This window comes from Roseicyclus amphidinii, assembly GCF_030163755.1.
In the GTDB taxonomy this organism is placed as follows: Bacteria; Pseudomonadota; Alphaproteobacteria; order Rhodobacterales; family Rhodobacteraceae; genus Roseicyclus; species Roseicyclus amphidinii.
Genome location: NZ_JASJOE010000006.1, coordinates 54,037 through 70,603, shown reverse-complemented (window position 1 = coordinate 70,603; position 16,567 = coordinate 54,037). Strand labels below are relative to the sequence as shown.

The following is a 16,567-nucleotide window of genomic DNA, read 5'->3' as shown; positions in this document are numbered from 1 at the left end:
GACGCGCCCCCGTCCTCAGAACAGGCCTTCGATCAGGCCCGCCTCGTTCAACCGGATCGTCTCCGAGGCCGGCACCCGCGGCAGGCCCGGCATGGTCATGATCTCGCCGCAGATCACCACGACGAACCCCGCCCCCGCCGAGAGCCGCACCTCCCGGATCGGCAGCGTGTGCCCCTCGGGCGCACCGCGCAGGTTCGGGTCTGTCGAGAAGGAATACTGCGTCTTGGCCATGCAGACCGGCAGGGTGCCATAGCCCTGCGCTTCCCATTCCTTCAGCTGGTCGCGCACCTTCTTGTCCGCGATCACCTCCGAGGCGTGATAGATCGACTTGGCGATGGTCTCGATCTTGCCGAACAGGCTCATGCCATCCTCGTAGAGCGGCGCGAAATTCGCGGTGCCGCTCTCGGCCATCTCGACGACCTTGTGCGCCAGCGGCTCGATGCCCGCGCCACCCTCGGCCCAGTGCTTGCACAGGATCGCCTCGGTTCCGAGGCTTGCGACATAGGCCTGGACGGCCGCGATCTCGGCTTCGGTGTCGCCCGCGAAATGGTTGATGCCGACCACGACCGGCACGCCGAATTTCTTCACGTTCTGGACGTGACGGCCGAGGTTCGCGCAGCCCTTATTGACCGCGTCCACGTTCTCGGCTCCGAGGTCGGCCTTGGCGACACCGCCGTTCATCTTCATCGCGCGCACGGTCGCCACGATCACCACCGCGTCGGGCGCAAGACCCGCCTTGCGGCACTTGATGTTCATGAACTTCTCGGCACCCAGGTCCGCGCCGAAGCCCGCCTCGGTCACGACGTAATCGGCCAGCTTCAGCGCGGTCTTCGTGGCGATGACCGAGTTGCAGCCATGGGCGATATTGGCGAAGGGCCCGCCATGGACGAAAGCGGGGTTGTTCTCCAGCGTCTGCACAAGGTTCGGCTGCATCGCGTCCTTCAGGAGGACGGTCATCGCCCCGTCCGCCTTGATGTCGCGGCAGTAGATCGGCGTCTTGTCACGGCGATAGGCCACGATCATGTCGCCCAGACGCTGCTCGAGATCGGCCAGGTCGGAAGCGAGACAAAGGATCGCCATGACCTCGGAGGCGACCGTGATGTCGAAGCCTGTCTGCCGCGGGAAACCGTTGGCGACGCCACCCAGCGAGGTCACGACATCGCGCAGCGCGCGGTCGTTCATGTCGAGCACGCGGCGCCAGGTGACGCGGCGCTCGTCGATCTCCAGCTCGTTGCCCCAGTAGATGTGGTTGTCGATCATCGCCGACAGCAGGTTGTGCGCCGCCGTGATCGCGTGGAAATCGCCGGTGAAATGAAGGTTCATGTCCTCCATCGGCACGACCTGCGCGTAGCCGCCACCCGCGGCCCCGCCCTTCATCCCGAAGTTCGGGCCAAGGCTCGCCTCGCGGATGCAGATCGCGGCCTTCTTGCCGATGCGGTTCAGGCCGTCGCCAAGGCCCACGGTGGTCGTCGTCTTGCCCTCGCCCGCGGGCGTGGGGTTGATCGCGGTCACGAGGATCAGCTTGCCGTTCGCACGCCCCTCGAGCGAGTTGATGAAGTCCTGCCCCACCTTGGCCTTGTCATGGCCGTAGGGCAGCAGCGCCTCGGTCGGAATGTCGAGTTTCGCACCGATCTCCTGGATCGGTTTCTTCTGCGCCTCGCGGGCGATTTCGATGTCGGTCTTGAAGGCCATCTCGGGCGGGCTCCCTTTCCCTGTCGGGCATGTCGTCGGACTCGCCTATAACGGGCGCAGCGCGGTTTGCGAGGATCGTTTCCGACACATTCGCAAGCGCACCCGTCAAGAACCGTTTCCGATGCGAAACACGCGGGCGCAACTGCGCGCCGGGGGCGATTATCGGCGCGATCCATGATAGTCTCGTGCGGCAAACCCCCGAGCGGAGACCGGACAGATGGCGGAAAAGACCGATTTCATGGCGCAGGCCAAGGCCCAGATGGACCAGTGGACGGCCGAGATGAAGAAGATGCAGGACAAGATGATGGAAGCCGGGGCCCAAGGCCAGCACCAGATGATGAAGCAATGGGACGACATGAACGCCCAGCGCAAGAAGATCGAGGCCCAGATGGAAGACATGGGCCGCGCGAACATGGAGGCCGCGAAAGAGGTGCAGAAATCCATGGAGAGCGCCTGGAAGGAGATGGAGAAAACCATGGAGGCCGCCCGCAAGAAGATGATGGGCGGCTGAAAACCCACCGGCAAATGTAAGTGCTTGATCAGGGGGTTGGCGGGCATCGCCGGGCCGACCCCTTTTTGCGTCGCCACCGCGCCCTTACGTCGAAGGCATGTCCAACGCGGAAACAAGGAGGACACCATGACGACGCAAGACGTGTATGTCGAACGGGCGAAGGCCCAGCTCGACAAGTGGAACGCGGAGATCCGCAAGATGCGCGCTGACCTCAAGGAGGCCCAGGGCAAGGGCGAGGCCGAGCTCGAGCGCCAGCTCGATGAGCTGAAAGAGCGCCGCGACGAGGCCGAAGGCCGCCTGCAGGAGATCGGCCGCGCCAGCGGGGCCGCCTGGCAGGACATGATCGACGGGTTCGAAAAGGCGTGGCACGCGCTGGAAAACGGGATGCAGAAGGCGCGCGACCGCTACGCGGGCAGCTGATGCAGCCCTTGCCCCGCCCAACGAAAAACGCCCCGGCCATCTGGCCGGGGCGTTTCCATGTCTGCCGCGTTCCGCTCAGGCGGAGGGTTCGGGCTCCATCCCGCCCTCGTCGCCAGAGGGCTTGGACTTGGGCTTGAGCTTGGGGATCGCCGTGACCGAGGGCGTTCCGCCCGAGGCCGAGCTGGTGTCGTCGTCGTCGCCACGGTTCAGTGGCTCGCCGTTGATCACCTTGCGGATCTCGGGGCCGGTCAGCGTTTCGTATTCCAGAAGCCCCTGCGCCAGGCGCTCGAGGTCCTCGCGCTTTTCGGTCAGGATGCGCTTGGCGGTCTCGTAGCCTTCGTCCACCAGCGCCTTCACCTTGTCGTCGATGATCTTCTGCGTGGCCGCCGAGTGGTTGGTGCCCCCGCCGTACGAGCCAAGGTAGCTTTGCTGCTCGTTGGCGTAATCGACATAGCCCAGCTCTTCGGCATAGCCGAACTGCGTGACCATGGCCCGCGCGATCTTGGACACCTGCTGAATGTCCGAGGCCGCGCCCGAGGTGACCATCTCCTTGCCGAACACCAGCTCTTCGGCCACGCGCCCGCCCATCGCCATGGCGATCTTGGAGGTATACTTGCGGTAGCTCACCGACAGCTGGTCGCGTTCGGGCAGCGACAGCACAAGCCCAAGCGCCCGGCCGCGCGGGATGATCGTGGCCTTGTGGATCGGGTCGTGGTCGGGGACGTTCAGGCCGACGATGGCGTGACCGGCCTCGTGATAGGCGGTCAGCTTCTTCTCGTCCTCGGACATGACCATCGAGCGGCGCTCGGCCCCCATCATGACCTTGTCCTTGGCGTTCTCGAAATCCTCCATCGTGACGAAGCGCCGGTTGACGCGGGCAGCCATCAGGGCCGCCTCGTTCACGAGATTGGCAAGATCCGCGCCCGAAAAGCCCGGCGTGCCGCGCGCGATGATGCGCAGATCGACGTTCGGCCCCAACGGCACCTTGCGCGCGTGAACGCCCAGGATGCGCTCGCGGCCCTTGATGTCTGGGTTGGGCACCTGCACCTGCCGGTCGAAGCGGCCGGGACGCAGCAGCGCGGGGTCCAGCACGTCGGGGCGGTTGGTGGCGGCGATGATGATGATCCCCTCGTTCGCCTCGAACCCGTCCATCTCGACAAGAAGCTGATTCAGCGTCTGCTCGCGCTCGTCGTTGCCGCCGCCGTAGCCCACGCCACGCGACCGGCCCACGGCGTCGATCTCGTCGATGAAGACGATGCAGGGCGCGTTCTTCTTCGCCTGCTCGAACATGTCGCGGACACGCGATGCCCCCACGCCGACGAACATCTCGACGAAGTCGGAGCCCGAGATGGTGAAGAAGGGCACGCCCGCCTCGCCCGCGATGGCGCGCGCAAGCAGCGTTTTACCGGTGCCGGGCGGGCCGACCAGCAGCGCGCCCTTGGGGATCTTGCCGCCGAGGCGGCTGAACTTCTGCGGGTTGCGCAGGAACTCGACGATCTCTTCCAGCTCTTCCTTGGCCTCGTCGATGCCCGCGACATCGTCGAAGGTCACGCGGCCGTGCTTCTCGGTGAGAAGCTTCGCCTTGGACTTGCCGAAGCCCATCGCGCCGCCGCGCCCGCCGCCCTGCATCCGGTTCATGAAGAAGATCCAGATGCCGATCAGCACCAGCACCGGCAGCCAGAGCGACAGCACCGACAGGAAGCCCGACTGTTCCTGCGGGGTCGCCTCGATCCGCACACCGTTCTGCAACAGCGTCTCGGTGGTGTTGGCGTCACCCGGCGCGACGGTGCCGAAGGTGCCTTCGCCGGTCGTGAACTGCACGTTCTCGCCATCGAGCGTCGCGGACAGGACCTGCCCGCCTTCGACCTGGCTGATGAAATCGGAATAGGCCACGCCGCGCTGCGCCATCTGGCTCTGCCCACCCGAGAACAGGTTGAAGAGCGCCAGGATCAACAGGAACAGGATGACCCAGAATGCGACGTTTCTCGCGTTTCCCAAGGGAGTTCTCCTTACACTCGGGGCGGGAATGTCACCGCCCCCGGTTGCCTTGAAAGATAGACATGCGGCCCCGGACTTCAATGCGTATTCAGGGATGCGGCAGAATGGGGCGGCCCGCCTGCTCGAGCCGGATCGCCGCCGCGGGGCCGACACCCAGCGGGGCGCAGGCGACAAGCCGGTCACCTTCGAACAGGGCGGGCCAGGACCAGGCCGCGCGGACGGGCACGCCGAACGCCTTGTTTTCAGGGCGTTGCGCCCATCCCTCGGGCCCGAGCGCGCGCAGCGTCAGCCCCTCGCCCACCGCGTCGCCCAGACGCCAGCGCCCGTCCCACAGCAGGCCGGGCCGCGCTTCGGCCTCCTGCCCAGCAAGGGCGGCAAATTCGCGCGCCAGCCGGATATGCCCCGCCTTGACGGTCAGATCGACGCCATGCAGCGTCCCCCCCGCCCCGCCGAGCGCACGGTCAAGCAGCGCCTCGAGCGCCTGCGCGCGCGGGCGGTAGGGGGCGCTGGCCACGCGTTGCAGCGCCGCGGCCAGCAGCCGCATCTGCGTGTCGCGCTCCACCATGGCCAGCCCGTCGCGGTCGACCAGCAGATCGCCGGTCGGCGTGCCGTTCACGACCTCCCGCGTGACGATGCGGGCCGAGACCTCTGCCGCGCGGGCCTCCAGAGCCTCGGCGGCGCGGGCCATGCGCCCGGCGGTCTGCGCCAGCGCCGCACGGTCCAGCCCGAGCGCCGCCATCGCCTGACGCATCCGCACCCGGTCGAAGCGCGCATCCTCGTTCGACGGATCATCGACACAGGGCAGCCGCAGCGTATCGGCGTAATGGCGCAGTTCGGCCCGGTTTTCGTCCAGCAGGGGCCGGACCAGCCACCAGCCGCCGCGGTCGTCGGGAACGTGGCGCCGGGCCGCCATCGCGGCCAGCCCCTCCACCCCCGAGCCGCGCAGAAGGCGCATCAGCACCGTCTCGGCCTGGTCATCCTGCGTATGCGCGAAGAGAACGTGGCGCAGCTCGCCGCGCCAATCGCCGATCAGCGCCCGCCGCGCCCGGCGCGCCCCGTCCTGCAGGTTGCCGGTTCCGTCCCATTGCCAGCGCAGAGTGTCATGCGCGTGGCCAAGCGCGCGGCATTCCGCGGCCACCATCGCGGCCTCGGTGGCCGCCTCGGGGCGAAGCCCGTGATCGACCGTCACGACGTGCAGCCCAACGCCCATCACCCGCGCCCAGCCATGGGCCAGCGCCAACATCGCCATGCTGTCGCCGCCACCCGAGACGGCAAGCCCGAGCGCCGGGGGGAAATCGGGGCCGAGAAGCGCGCCCATCCGCGCGGCGAAGCGCGCCTCGAGGCTGTCCTCGTTCACCGGATCAGAAGCACCCGAGACGCAGGCGCGCAGCCTCGGCCTCGGCCACGGCGGGATCGCCGGGATAGCGCAGACCGACCTCGCCCAGCGTCACGCACGCCTCGTCGGTCTGGCCCAGCTCACCCAGCGACGTGCCGAGATTGAGAAGCGATGCCGCCGCGCGGCCGCCCTGCGTGTCGGCGGTGAAGGCGTCGAGATAGGCGCGTGCGGCGCGGCTCCACTGGCCCTGCTGCGCCTCGGACTGGCCGCGCAGGAAATGCGCCTCGGCCGAGAGGGGGCCACCGGGATAGGTCAGCGTGAAGCTTTCGAAAAGCTGCGCCGCCTGCGCGTAATCGCCCCCTTCGTAGGCCGCGCGGGCGCGGTCGAAATCGCTCTGCTCGGCCACGGCGAGGTTCGCACCGCCGCCTGCGTTCGGCGCGACCGGCGCGACGATGCCCGCACCCTGCCGCACCTCGACCCCGCCAAGGTTCGGCGTTTCGCCCAGGTCGCCGATGTCGCAATCGGCCTCGAGCTCGCACAGGCGGAACTCCAGGTCGCCCACCCGGTTCGTGCCATCGGTCACGACCCGGTCGATGCGGATCTGCAACTGTTCGGTCTGGGCCGTGAGGCGGCGCAACTCGGCCTCGATCGCGTCGACACGGCTCAGGACGGTGCCGCCCCCGCCCGAGCCCATTGCACCGCCGGAGGTGTTCAGCTCACCCCGCAGACGCTGCAGCTCGACGAAGAGCACCGACAGCTCCTGCCGGATGTCGGCCAGCGTCTGCGCCCGATCCTGCGCGACCGCCGCAGGCGCTGCAAGGCCGAGGCAGAGGGCCAGGACGAGAGCGCGGCGCATCGCGTCAGACCCCGGTGCCGAAGGACAGGACCGTCACCGCGCGGCGGTTCTGGCGGTAGCAGCTTTCCTCGGAACAGATCTCGATCGGGCGCTCCTTGCCGTAGCTGATCGTGGTCAACCGGTTCGCGGGCACACCGCGCGACACGAGGTAGTCGCGCACGGCAGCCGCCCGGCGGGCCCCCAGCGCGATGTTGTATTCGCGCGTGCCCTGCTCGTCGGCATGGCCTTCGATCTGGACCCTGTATTCGGCATTGCTCAGGAGCCACTGCGCCTGCCCGTCGAGCGTCGCCTGCGCCTGTGCGTCCAGCGTCGACTGGTCGACGGCGAAGAGCACGCGGTCGCCGACCACCTGGTTGAAATAGGCCACGCTGGTCGGGTCCGAGGCCGCGCCCAGCCCGCCCTGCGCGTTGAGGTTGACGGTGTCATCGCCACGAAGCCCCCCCTGGGCACAGGCCGAAAGCGCCAGGGCGGCAGTGAGGATGAGCGCGGAAGCACGGAAACGAAGGGTCATGGGGGATCGGGTCCTTGGTGTTCAAATCAATCTAGCATGGGCGCGCCGCAGCCGTCCATGCGGGGTGAAAGGCTCAGGTCAGGCGCGGCGACCAAGACGGGTCGGAGGCCATGCCGGGCGTCGCCACCCGCTGCAGGTTGCGCCCCGAGATATCGACCGAGTAGACCGCCGGCGCGCCATCGGCGCCCGCCGTCTCGCGGGTGAACATCAGCACGCGCCCGTTCGGCGCCCAGGTCGGCCCCTCGTCGAGGAAGGACGCGGTCAAGAGCCGCTCCTCGCTGCCGTTGGTGCGCATCACGCCGATGTGGAAGCGCCCGGCCTCCTGCTTGGTGAAGGCGATGTAATCGCCCCGCGGGCTCCAGACCGGGGTGCCGTAGCGCCCGGTGCCGCGGCTGATGCGCTGCGGCTCGCCGCCGCCTGCGGGCATGACGTAGATCTGCTGCCCGCCGGTGCGGTCGCTCTCGAAGACCATCTGGCTGCCGTCGGGCGAGAAGGAGGGCGCGGTCTCGATCGACGGCGCGCTGGTCAGCTGCGTGCGTGCCCCGCCCCCCACGCTGACGCGGAAGATGTCGGTGTTGCCGCCCTGCGCCATCGAGAAGACGACACTGCCGCCATCCGGCGTGAAGCGCGGCGAAAAGCTCATGTCGCCCGCCGAGATCGCCTCGAGCGGGCGGCGCGTGACGGTGGCCACGTCCATCAGGTAGACACGCGGCTGGCCGCTTTCGTAGCTGGTGTAGATGATGCGGTCACCGGTCGGACTGAACCGCGGCGCGAGCACGAGCGAGCGGGAATCGGTCAGGAACTGAACGTTGGCCCCGTCGTAATCCATGATCGCCAGCCGCTTGAGCCGGGCGTTCTTCGGCCCCTCCTCGTGGATGAAGACGACACGGGTGTCGAAATAGCCGCCCTCGCCCGTGATCCGCTCGTAGACCTGGTCGGCGACGTTATGCGCCATGCGCCGCCAGCCCTCGCGCGGGCCGACGAATTGCAGCCCCTCGCCCAGCGGCTGCTGGCTGAACACGTCGAACAGGCGGAAGCGCACGATCAGGCGGCCGCCGCTTTCCTCGACCTCGCCCACGATCAGGGCCTGCGCGTTGATTGCCTGCCAGTCGTTGTATTGCACCGGCGCGTCGAAGGCGGTCACGCTGGAGATATGCGCGCTTTCGGGGATCTGCCGGAACAGGCCGGTGCCCCGCAGGTCGGCGGCGATCACGCGGGTGATGTCGGCGGCCGCATCCGCGGCCCCGCCATTGCGCGCGATGAAGCGCGGGACCGCAAAGGGCAAGGGCTCGATCACGCCCTCGGTGATCTCGAGGCGCAGCGGCCCGGTCTGGGCACGGGCGGGGACCAGCGGCAAGCTCGAGGCCAGCGTCAGCGCGGCAGTCGAGCGGATCAGGGAACGACGGGTCAGCATGGAAACACCTCCTGCCGCGACGGGCGGCGTCTGGTCCTTGGTATGGCGGGACGGATCGGTAACATCACATCACATGCGCGTTGGCGTCGAAGGTCATCTCCACCTCGCGCCAATGGGGGTGAAGATCGGCGGGCAGGTCGTAACCCGCCCCGGCGCAGCGCAGGACCGCCCGGCGCGCGGCCGCGAAGGCCTGCGCCACATCGGCGGGGTAGCGGTCGCCGCGGGCGCGGAGCAGCCGGATCGTCTCGGCGCGCGGCTGGCCCTCGGGCGTCATCTCGACGGCGAGCGTGACGACCGTGGCGCGGGCCGAGGGGGACAGGCCCTCCACCGCCCAGCAGGGCGCGACCATCTCGGTCAGGCGGGCGCGCAACAGGTCTTGCGGCGTCACCTCGACGGTGCCGGTCGCCCCGGACGGGGCCGGTGTCGACAGGGCCATCAAAGCGGCAAGGGCTAAGGCACGCATCATCTCAGGCGCATCCCTTCCGGGTTGAAGACCAACTCCACCTGCCGCCAATGGTCGTAGCTTTCGGCAGGCAGCCCGTAGCCATTGGCACCACAACGCAGGATCGCCCGGCGGGCGGCCTCGAAGGCCTGCTGCGCCGCGGATTGGCTGCCGCCTTCGTAGGACACAAGGCGCAGCGTGCCATCCACGGGCCGCCCCTCGCGGCTCATGTCGAAGCCCACCACGACGGTGGTGCGCTGCGCCTCGTTGCTGAGCGACCCGACGTTCCAGCACGCGGATACGGCGACGCGGAACCCCTCGCGCGCGGCGGAGGTCAGCGGCGGGCCGGAGGGTTGCGCGGGCGGGGCGGGGTCGGTCACGGCATCGGCGACCGCGCTGGCGATGGCGGCGGCCAGAGGGTCGGGTTCGGGCGCAGGCTCCGGTTCGGGTTCCGGCGCGGGCGCGGGATCGGGCTGGGGCGCGGGGGCCGCGGTTTCGACCGGCTCGGGGCGCGCAGGCCGGGTCGGCGGACGGATCGAGGCGATGGGGCCGAGCGGCCCGCCCGAGGGCGTTTCGGCCTCGGTGACGATCTCGGTCGTGGCTTCCTCGGGCGCGGCCACCTCCTCCTGCTCGACGGGGGTTTCGGCAGGCTGGGGATCGGCGGTTTCGGGGGTCGCCTCGGGGGCGACAGCGACATCCTCCTCGGGGGCGGGGGTCGGCACCGGGGCGATACGGTCAGCGGCGCGCGGCGTGGGCGTCGTGTCGGGCGGCAGGTCGGGTGCCCCCGAGAGCGGCGCAGGCGGCGCGATGGTGTCGGTCACCTCGCCGGGCGGCATCGGCTCGGGCTGCGGTGCAGGCTCGGGCTCGGGCTCGGGCGGTGGCGCAGGCTCGGGGTCCGGTTCGGGCGTGGGAGCAGGCCGCGGCGCGGGAGCCGGAGAGGTCTGCACGGCGACGGGCGTCGGCTCGACCGCAGTGGTCAGCGCCTCGAATTCCGCCGTCGACAGGAGGGTCACGCCCGTGACCTCGAACTCCGGCTCGGGGCTGTCGCGCAGCACGGCATCTCCGAACGCGACCCAGACAAGGGCCACGGCATGCAGGGCGGTGGACGCGTAGAGGGACCGGCGCATCCGTCAGCCCCCCTCACTCTCCACTGCCGTCGAGGCGCGGCCCGCCGCTGTCGGTCACCAGACCGATCTCGCGGAACCCGCCCGCGTTCAGCGCCCCCATGATCCGCATCACGTCATTGTAGGGGATGCCCCCGTCCGCGCGCAGGAAGATGCGCGTCGTGTCCCGCTCGGCGGCAATCGCCTGAAGCCGGGTGATCAGGTCGCCCTCGGGCACGGGCGTGGTCTGGATCAGCACCTCGCCCTCGGGCGTCAGCGTGACGGTCAGCGGCTCTTCGTCCTCCGAGGGCAAAGCCTCGGCCGAGGTGTCGGGCAGGTCGATGGGGACGCCCACGGTCATCAGGGGTGCCGAGACCATGAAGATGATCAACAGGCACAGGATCACGTCGACGAAGGGCGTCACGTTGATCTCGGACATCGGGCGCAGGTTCCCGCGCCGTCCCCGGCCCCTGCGGCGCGAGCCGCTGTTGGTGGCGACAGAGACCCCCATCAGTCGAGCTGCCGCGACAGAAGCGTCGAGAACTCGTCCGCGAACCCCTCGAGGCCCGACACCAGCCGGTCGGCGTCTCCGCTGAGTTTGTTGTAGAGGATCACCGCCGGGATGGCGGCCAGCAGGCCGAGGCCGGTGGCAAGCAGCGCCTCGGCGATGCCGGGGGCCACCACGGCGAGCGAGGTGTTGCCCGAGACCGCGATTTCCTGGAACGACCGCATGATCCCCCAGACCGTGCCGAACAGGCCCACGAAGGGCGCGGCCGACCCCGTGGTCGCAAGGAAGTTCAGCCCCTGCGTCCAACGCTCGCTTTCGCGCGCGATGGCCACGTCCATCGACCGGTCGACGCGCTGCTGCACGCCGGGGATCAGCCCGCCATCGTCACGCAGGCTGCGGCGCCATTCCGTCATGCCCGCGACGAAGACACGCTCATAGGCGCTGCCCGGCGCTTCGGCGACCTGCTCATACAGCTCGTCGAGCGGCTCGCCCGACCAGAAGGCCGCATCGAAGGCCGCGGCGTTGGCGCGCGCGCGGCGATACATGCCGAGCTTGGTGAAGGTTACGGCCCAGACCCAGACCGAGGCGACGATCAGCGCGATCATGACCAGCTGAACCGTCAGCGAGGCCCGGAAGAAAAGCGCAATGATGGTGTAATCCGCCTGTTGCGCGGCAGCGAGTGCTTCGGTTTCCATGACTGGTAAAGGGTTCCTTTGCCCGACCTCAATGCTCCACGGGCGTGTTTTCACGCCTCATTAAGGCTGCACATTACCAGTTTACAGGGGGTTTGCGAACACTTCTCTGTCAGGGGCTGACATCTGCCGTGAAGGGCTCGAGTTTTGCGCGAATATCCGCCGGAAGCCGCGCCGCGCGCCCCTCGGCATTCAGCACCACGACAGTGACGGTCGCCCGGAACAGCAGCGTGTCGTCGCGCCAGACCTCTTGCGGCATGACGAAGCTTGCGCCCTTCACATCGGTCAGGCGGGTCCGCACCTCGATCTGGTCGTCGTAGCGCGCGGGGCTGAGGTAATCGGCCTCGACCCTGCGCACGGCAAAGACCAGGCCCGCGGCCTTCATCGCGGTCTGATCGACGCCCGCCTCGCGCACCATCTCGGAGCGCGCGCGCTCGATGAAGCGCAGGTAGTTGGCGTAATAGACGATCCCCGCAAGGTCGGTGTCCTCGTAATAGACGCGGATCGGCCAGAGGTGGATCATTGGAGCCTCGGCAGTCGGGCGGCAAGGCGCAGGGCATGGGACGGGTCGGTCGCATGGGCCGGCATGACCGGGTCATAGGCCGCGCGGATCAGGTCGCCGATCTGCGGCTTGAGGATCGCGGGGCCACCCTCGCGCAGCACGGCGAGGGGCGATTGGCCTAGGAACGCGGTGTCGGACCACAGAAGGATCGTCTGCACGACCTGGGACAGCGCGATGGTCTCGGCGGGGGCCGCGGACATGGCGGCATCCATGCGAACGAAGACGAAAGCCGCCTTGATCGCGCCGGTCTCGTCGAAGCGAAAGGCGCGATACTGGTTGGCGTCCGCACCCTCCAGCCGGGCGACCGTCTGGGCCAGATCGGGGAGCAGCCGGTCGAGGTTGGGGGTCGCCGTCAGCTCGGACCAGTCGCGCAGGAAGAACACCATCAGGTTCGCGCCCAACTCGGGGTCGGTCTCGGCCATCTTGTGACCGGCAAGGGCCACCACAGCCTCGATCGCGCCCTTCAGGACGGAGACGGTCGCATCTTCGACCCCGAAGACCACGGGCACGATGGGCCGCCCCCAGCGCGCGAACAGGTATTGCCCGTCGGCACGGGTGAAGAGCGCGGCGACCTCGTCGGGGGTGAGTGGGGCAAGCGTGGTGTCGGTCATGGGCGCGGACCCTAAGACCGCACCGGGCGAAGGTCCATCCCGACGCGCCTCAGAACAAATCCCCCTGCCCCGGCAGGCTCGGCGCGGGCAGGCCGAGGTGCGTCCACCCCTTCTGCGCCAGCATCCGGCCACGCGGCGTGCGCGCGATCAGGCCCTGTTGCAGCAGGTAGGGCTCGATCACCTCCTCGATCGAATCCCGGCTTTCCGACAGCGCCGCCGAGAGCGTCTCCACCCCCACGGGTCCGCCACCGTAATTCTCGGCCATGAGGCCGAGGTAGCGCCGGTCGGCCCCGTCGAGGCCAAGGTGATCCACCCCCAGCCGCGTCAGCGCGCTGTCGGCGATGGCGCGCGTCAGCCGCCCGTCGCCCTCGACCAGCGCAAAGTCGATCACCCGCCGCAAGAGCCGCCCCGCGATGCGCGGCGTGCCGCGGGCGCGGGCGGCGATCTCGTGAACGCCCTCGGGGTCCGAGGGCACGCCGGAAAGCCGCGCGCCGCGCTCGACGATGCGGGTCAGCTCTTCGGTGGTGTAGAACTGCAGGCGCGTGGGGATGCCGAACCGGTCGCGCAGCGGCGTCGTGAGCAGCCCCATCCGCGTGGTGGCCCCGACCAGCGTGAAAGGCTGCAACTCGATCCGCACGGTGCGCGCGGCGGGGCCTTCGCCGATGACGAGGTCGAGCTCGAAATCCTCGAGCGCAGGGTAAAGCACCTCTTCGACGGCGGGGTTCAGACGGTGGATCTCGTCGATGAACAGAACGTCGCGCGCCTCGAGATTGGTCAGGATCGCGGCAAGGTCGCCGGCCTTGGCCAGCACCGGGCCGCTCGTCATGCGGAAATTCACGCCCAGCTCGCGCGCCATGATCTGCGCCAGCGTCGTCTTGCCCAAGCCCGGGGGACCGTGGAACAGGACATGGTCCATCGCCTCGCCCCGGCGGCGGGCGCTTTCGATGAAGACCGACAGGTTCGCCCGCGCCTCGGCCTGGCCGATGAACTCGGACAGGGTCTGCGGACGCATTGCGCGGTCGGCATCCTCGGGCAACGGCGCGGGGCGCAGGGTGGGGTCGGGTTCGCTCATCGGGGTCCTCTATGCCGCAGGGGGGGCGGTTCCGCCATAGGCGGGTTCGCCCACCACCCCCTTCAGTCCTTCGGCGCCAGAAGGCGCAGCGCCGCCCGGATCAGCGCGGTCGCCTCGGCCTCCGGATCGCTGCCCGAGGCCTCGGCCACCGCGCGCGCGGCATCCGAGGGGCCGTAACCGAGGTTCGTCAGCGCCGAGAGCGCATCGGCCTGTGCCGCGCCGGATGGCGCGCGGGCGGGGCCGGGCGCGGGTGCCACGGGGGCTGCCCCCGTGTCGATCAGCGCGTCGGCGGCCAGCGTGCCCGCCGCCTGCCCCATCGTGCCGCCCAGCGCCATGACGCCGGGGGCCTTGTCCTTCAGCTCGTTCACCACGCGCTGCGCCAGCTTCGGCCCGACCCCCTGCGCCGCCTTGACCGCGGCCCAGTCGCCGATGGCGATGGCGCGCGCCACGCCCTCGGGGCCGAGCGTGCCGAGAATCGCCATGGAGGCCTTGGACCCCACCCCCTGCACCGAGATCAGCAGCCGGTGCCATTCGCGTTCGTAGGGCGTCGGAAAGCCGAAAAGCTGCAAAAGGTCCTCGCGGACCAGCAGTTCGGTGTAAAGCGCGGCCGCCTGCCCCGGCCCCGGCAAGCTGGCCAGCGTGCGGTCCGAGCAATGCACCGTGTAGCCCACGCCGCCCACGTCGAGCAGCACGTGGTCGGCGGCCTTGTAGTCGACCCGCCCCGTCAGCTTGCCGATCATGACGCCGCCCCGATCGCCTGCGCCAAACGGCGGGAGCTTTGCGCATGGAAGGCATGGCAGATCGCAATGGCCAGCGCATCGGCGGCATCCGGGCCGACCGGGTCGCAGCCGGGCAGTTGCAGCCGCACCATGTGTTCGACCTGGTGCTTCTCGGCATGGCCGACACCGACCACCGCCTTCTTCACTGCGTTGGGCGCGTATTCCGCCACCGGCAGCCCCGCCTGCGCGGGCACCAGCATGGCGATGCCGCGCGCCTGCCCCAGCTTCAGCGTGCCCGCCCCGTCGCGGTTGACGAAGGTCTGTTCGACCGCGGCCGTGTCGGGCGCGTGACGCGCCACCACGTCGCTCAACTGGTCATGCAGCGCCAGAAGCCGCGCGGCCAGCGCGCCGGTGCCGCTCAGGCAATGGCCGTTGGCGACATGCCTGAGTCGCGACCCATCGGCCTCGATCACCCCCCATCCGAGGCACCTGAGCCCCGGGTCGATCCCGATGATCCGCATCCGCCTGTCCATGCCCCGCGACTTCGCCGCTTTCTGCGACCTTTCTGCATCACTAGCACGAAAGGCGAACATTGCCTAGCGCGCTCTGGTCCGCCTGTCTGTTTTTCGGCCCGGAAAGTCGCTTTCGGACCACGTCGAAAACGCGACATCCAAAATCGTCATCACAGTGTCGAAAAACGACACGGGCAGGTGGATTTTTGCCTTGTTTTAAAGGGGTCTGAGCGGATTTTTCTGCCATGCAGAAACTGCATGAGACCCATGCGAAAATCCGAGCTTGCGAGACGCTTTCGTGACTTCTAGATGCGCTCTGTTCGCGGGATCGCCGACAGGCAGCCCCGCGCATTCGGAAACCGACGATCGGAAAGGACACGACCGATGGCCATCATGACGAACCGCCCCCTCGGCGCCGGCTTCGGCGCGACCGGTGTGCTTGCCGATATCGTCGGCAAGATCGCCGCCTGGAACGACGCCCGCGTGACCCGCAAGGGTCTCTCGGCACTCAGCGACCGCGAACTCGACGACCTCGGGCTCGTGCGCGGCGACATCGACGATATCGCGAACGGCACCTTCAAGCGCTGATCGCCCCGCAAGACAGCCACAGGCACCACGAACAGGGCGCCCTCGCCGCAAGGCCGGGGCGCCTTTTTCTTGCCCGCTCTGCCCCTGCCGCCTCAGCGGCGCAGGGTCAGCGTGGTCCAGTCGCCGATCTCGCGCCGGTCCTGCAGCGACAGCCCCTCGGCCGCGTAGGCGGCGATGACATCCTCGGCCTGCGGGGTCAGCAACCCCGAGAGGATCACATGTCCCCCCGGCGCAACATGGGCCGCGACCGATGGCGCAAGCTCGATCAGGGGCCCCTTGAGGATATTGGCGAAGACAAGGTCATAGGGCGCGCGCGCGGCAAGCTCGGCATGGTCGAAGCCCGCCGCCTCGACACAGGCGACCTTGGCCGCCACCCCGTTGGCCGCCGCGTTCACCACGGCGACTTCCACCGCAACCGGGTCGATGTCGGAGGCGATGAAGGACCCGTCCAGCACCTTGGCCGCCGCGATCGCCAGCACCGCCGTGCCGCATCCGATATCGGCCACCGCCTCGGGGCGCAGGCCCGCGTCCAGCAGCCGGTCGAACGCCTCGAGGCAGCCTTGCGTCGTGCCGTGATGCCCGGTTCCGAAGGCCATCGCGGCCTCGATCAAAAGGCCCACCCGCCCCTCGGGCAGGCTGTCCGCAACATGCGACCCGTAGACGAAGAAGCGCCCCGCCTCGACCGGGTGCAACTCGCGGCGCACATGGGCGACCCAGTCGGTCTCGGGCACTTCCGAGACGGTGAAGGGCCTGGCCCCATGGGCGACGGCAAGGATCGTCAGCGCGATATCGTCGGGGGCCTCGGTGAAATAGGCGCCCACCTCCCACAGGCCCGAGCCGTCTTCCATCTCGAAGACGCCGACGCCGGTGGGCTCAGGCTCGAGATCCTCGAGCGCAAGGCCAAGATCCTCGGCGCGGTCCTTGTCGGTCAGGGTGGTCAGGACGGTCCATGTGGGCATGTCAGGCGCTCCGTATCGCGGGATGCCGCGGGCCTACGCCCTTCGCGCGCCCTTGGCAACG

General features: G+C 69.0%; 19 protein-coding genes. 3 read left to right on the top strand and 16 right to left on the bottom strand.

What is annotated here, in order from left to right:
- Nucleotides 1–15: 15 nt before the first annotated feature.
- Nucleotides 16–1,692, bottom strand: a complete 1,677-nt coding sequence (locus QQK83_RS03610; protein WP_284261783.1) for a formate--tetrahydrofolate ligase — start codon at nt 1,690–1,692, stop codon at nt 16–18.
- Between the two features lie 217 nt (nt 1,693–1,909).
- On the opposite strand from QQK83_RS03610, the gene QQK83_RS03605 reads away from it, so the two are divergent.
- Nucleotides 1,910–2,203, top strand: coding sequence for a sll1863 family stress response protein (locus QQK83_RS03605; protein ID WP_284261782.1), 294 nt, complete (start codon nt 1,910–1,912; stop codon nt 2,201–2,203).
- Nucleotides 2,204–2,329: 126 nt separating this feature from the next.
- A complete protein-coding gene (locus tag QQK83_RS03600) occupies nt 2,330–2,623 on the top strand; it encodes a sll1863 family stress response protein (protein ID WP_284261781.1) in 294 nt (97 codons plus the stop codon).
- A gap of 75 nt (nt 2,624–2,698) precedes the next feature.
- Here the strand turns inward: QQK83_RS03600 and ftsH are convergent, their stop codons facing one another.
- The 14 genes from ftsH to ruvC form a co-directional block, all read right to left on the bottom strand.
- A complete protein-coding gene (gene ftsH, locus QQK83_RS03595; RefSeq protein ID WP_284261779.1) occupies nt 2,699–4,621 on the bottom strand; it encodes an ATP-dependent zinc metalloprotease FtsH in 1,923 nt (640 codons plus the stop codon).
- 88 nt (nt 4,622–4,709) lie between these two features.
- Nucleotides 4,710–5,978, bottom strand: a complete 1,269-nt coding sequence (gene tilS, locus QQK83_RS03590; protein ID WP_284261777.1) for a tRNA lysidine(34) synthetase TilS — start codon at nt 5,976–5,978, stop codon at nt 4,710–4,712.
- Between the two features lie 4 nt (nt 5,979–5,982).
- The gene (ybgF, locus tag QQK83_RS03585; protein WP_284261775.1) at nt 5,983–6,813 is read right to left on the bottom strand and encodes a tol-pal system protein YbgF; all 831 of its coding nucleotides are present in this window, start codon (nt 6,811–6,813) and stop codon (nt 5,983–5,985) included.
- Between the two features lie 4 nt (nt 6,814–6,817).
- Entirely contained in the window at nt 6,818–7,324 is a 507-nt protein-coding gene (pal, locus tag QQK83_RS03580) for a peptidoglycan-associated lipoprotein Pal (RefSeq protein ID WP_284261774.1), read from the bottom strand.
- Nucleotides 7,325–7,397: 73 nt separating this feature from the next.
- A complete protein-coding gene (gene tolB, locus QQK83_RS03575) occupies nt 7,398–8,738 on the bottom strand; it encodes a Tol-Pal system beta propeller repeat protein TolB (protein WP_284261772.1) in 1,341 nt (446 codons plus the stop codon).
- A 64-nt stretch (nt 8,739–8,802) separates the two neighbouring features.
- Entirely contained in the window at nt 8,803–9,174 is a 372-nt protein-coding gene (locus QQK83_RS03570; RefSeq protein ID WP_284261771.1) for a hypothetical protein, read from the bottom strand.
- Between the two features lie 26 nt (nt 9,175–9,200).
- Entirely contained in the window at nt 9,201–10,307 is a 1,107-nt protein-coding gene (locus QQK83_RS03565) for a cell envelope biogenesis protein TolA (RefSeq protein ID WP_284261770.1), read from the bottom strand.
- A gap of 13 nt (nt 10,308–10,320) precedes the next feature.
- Nucleotides 10,321–10,794: an ExbD/TolR family protein gene (locus QQK83_RS03560; protein WP_284261769.1), complete on the bottom strand. Its 474-nt coding sequence runs from the start codon at nt 10,792–10,794 to the stop codon at nt 10,321–10,323.
- Nucleotides 10,794–11,486 carry a protein TolQ gene (gene tolQ / locus QQK83_RS03555; RefSeq protein ID WP_284261768.1) on the bottom strand — a complete coding sequence of 231 codons (693 nt, stop codon included), beginning with the start codon at nt 11,484–11,486 and terminating at the stop codon, nt 10,794–10,796. The genes QQK83_RS03560 and tolQ overlap by 1 nt, the downstream gene beginning before the upstream one ends.
- Nucleotides 11,487–11,595: 109 nt before the next feature.
- Nucleotides 11,596–12,006 (bottom strand): tol-pal system-associated acyl-CoA thioesterase, encoded by a 411-nt coding sequence (ybgC, locus tag QQK83_RS03550; protein ID WP_284261766.1) that lies wholly within the window; start codon nt 12,004–12,006, stop codon nt 11,596–11,598.
- Nucleotides 12,003–12,656, bottom strand: a complete 654-nt coding sequence (locus QQK83_RS03545; protein WP_284261764.1) for a hypothetical protein — start codon at nt 12,654–12,656, stop codon at nt 12,003–12,005. Before QQK83_RS03545 ends, ybgC begins: the two co-directional genes overlap by 4 nt.
- A gap of 49 nt (nt 12,657–12,705) precedes the next feature.
- A complete protein-coding gene (gene ruvB, locus QQK83_RS03540) occupies nt 12,706–13,728 on the bottom strand; it encodes a Holliday junction branch migration DNA helicase RuvB (protein WP_284261762.1) in 1,023 nt (340 codons plus the stop codon).
- Between the two features lie 62 nt (nt 13,729–13,790).
- Nucleotides 13,791–14,468: a Holliday junction branch migration protein RuvA gene (ruvA, locus tag QQK83_RS03535; protein ID WP_284261760.1), complete on the bottom strand. Its 678-nt coding sequence runs from the start codon at nt 14,466–14,468 to the stop codon at nt 13,791–13,793.
- A complete protein-coding gene (ruvC, locus tag QQK83_RS03530) occupies nt 14,465–14,968 on the bottom strand; it encodes a crossover junction endodeoxyribonuclease RuvC (RefSeq protein WP_284261843.1) in 504 nt (167 codons plus the stop codon). The genes ruvA and ruvC overlap by 4 nt, the downstream gene beginning before the upstream one ends.
- A gap of 375 nt (nt 14,969–15,343) precedes the next feature.
- Between ruvC and QQK83_RS03525 the strand changes: the two genes are divergently transcribed.
- Nucleotides 15,344–15,547, top strand: coding sequence for a DUF1127 domain-containing protein (locus QQK83_RS03525; protein WP_284261759.1), 204 nt, complete (start codon nt 15,344–15,346; stop codon nt 15,545–15,547).
- Between the two features lie 92 nt (nt 15,548–15,639).
- Here the strand turns inward: QQK83_RS03525 and QQK83_RS03520 are convergent, their stop codons facing one another.
- On the bottom strand, nt 15,640–16,506 hold the full coding sequence (locus tag QQK83_RS03520) for a 50S ribosomal protein L11 methyltransferase (RefSeq protein ID WP_284261757.1): 867 nt from the start codon (nt 16,504–16,506) through the stop codon (nt 15,640–15,642).
- Nucleotides 16,507–16,567: the final 61 nt, after the last annotated feature.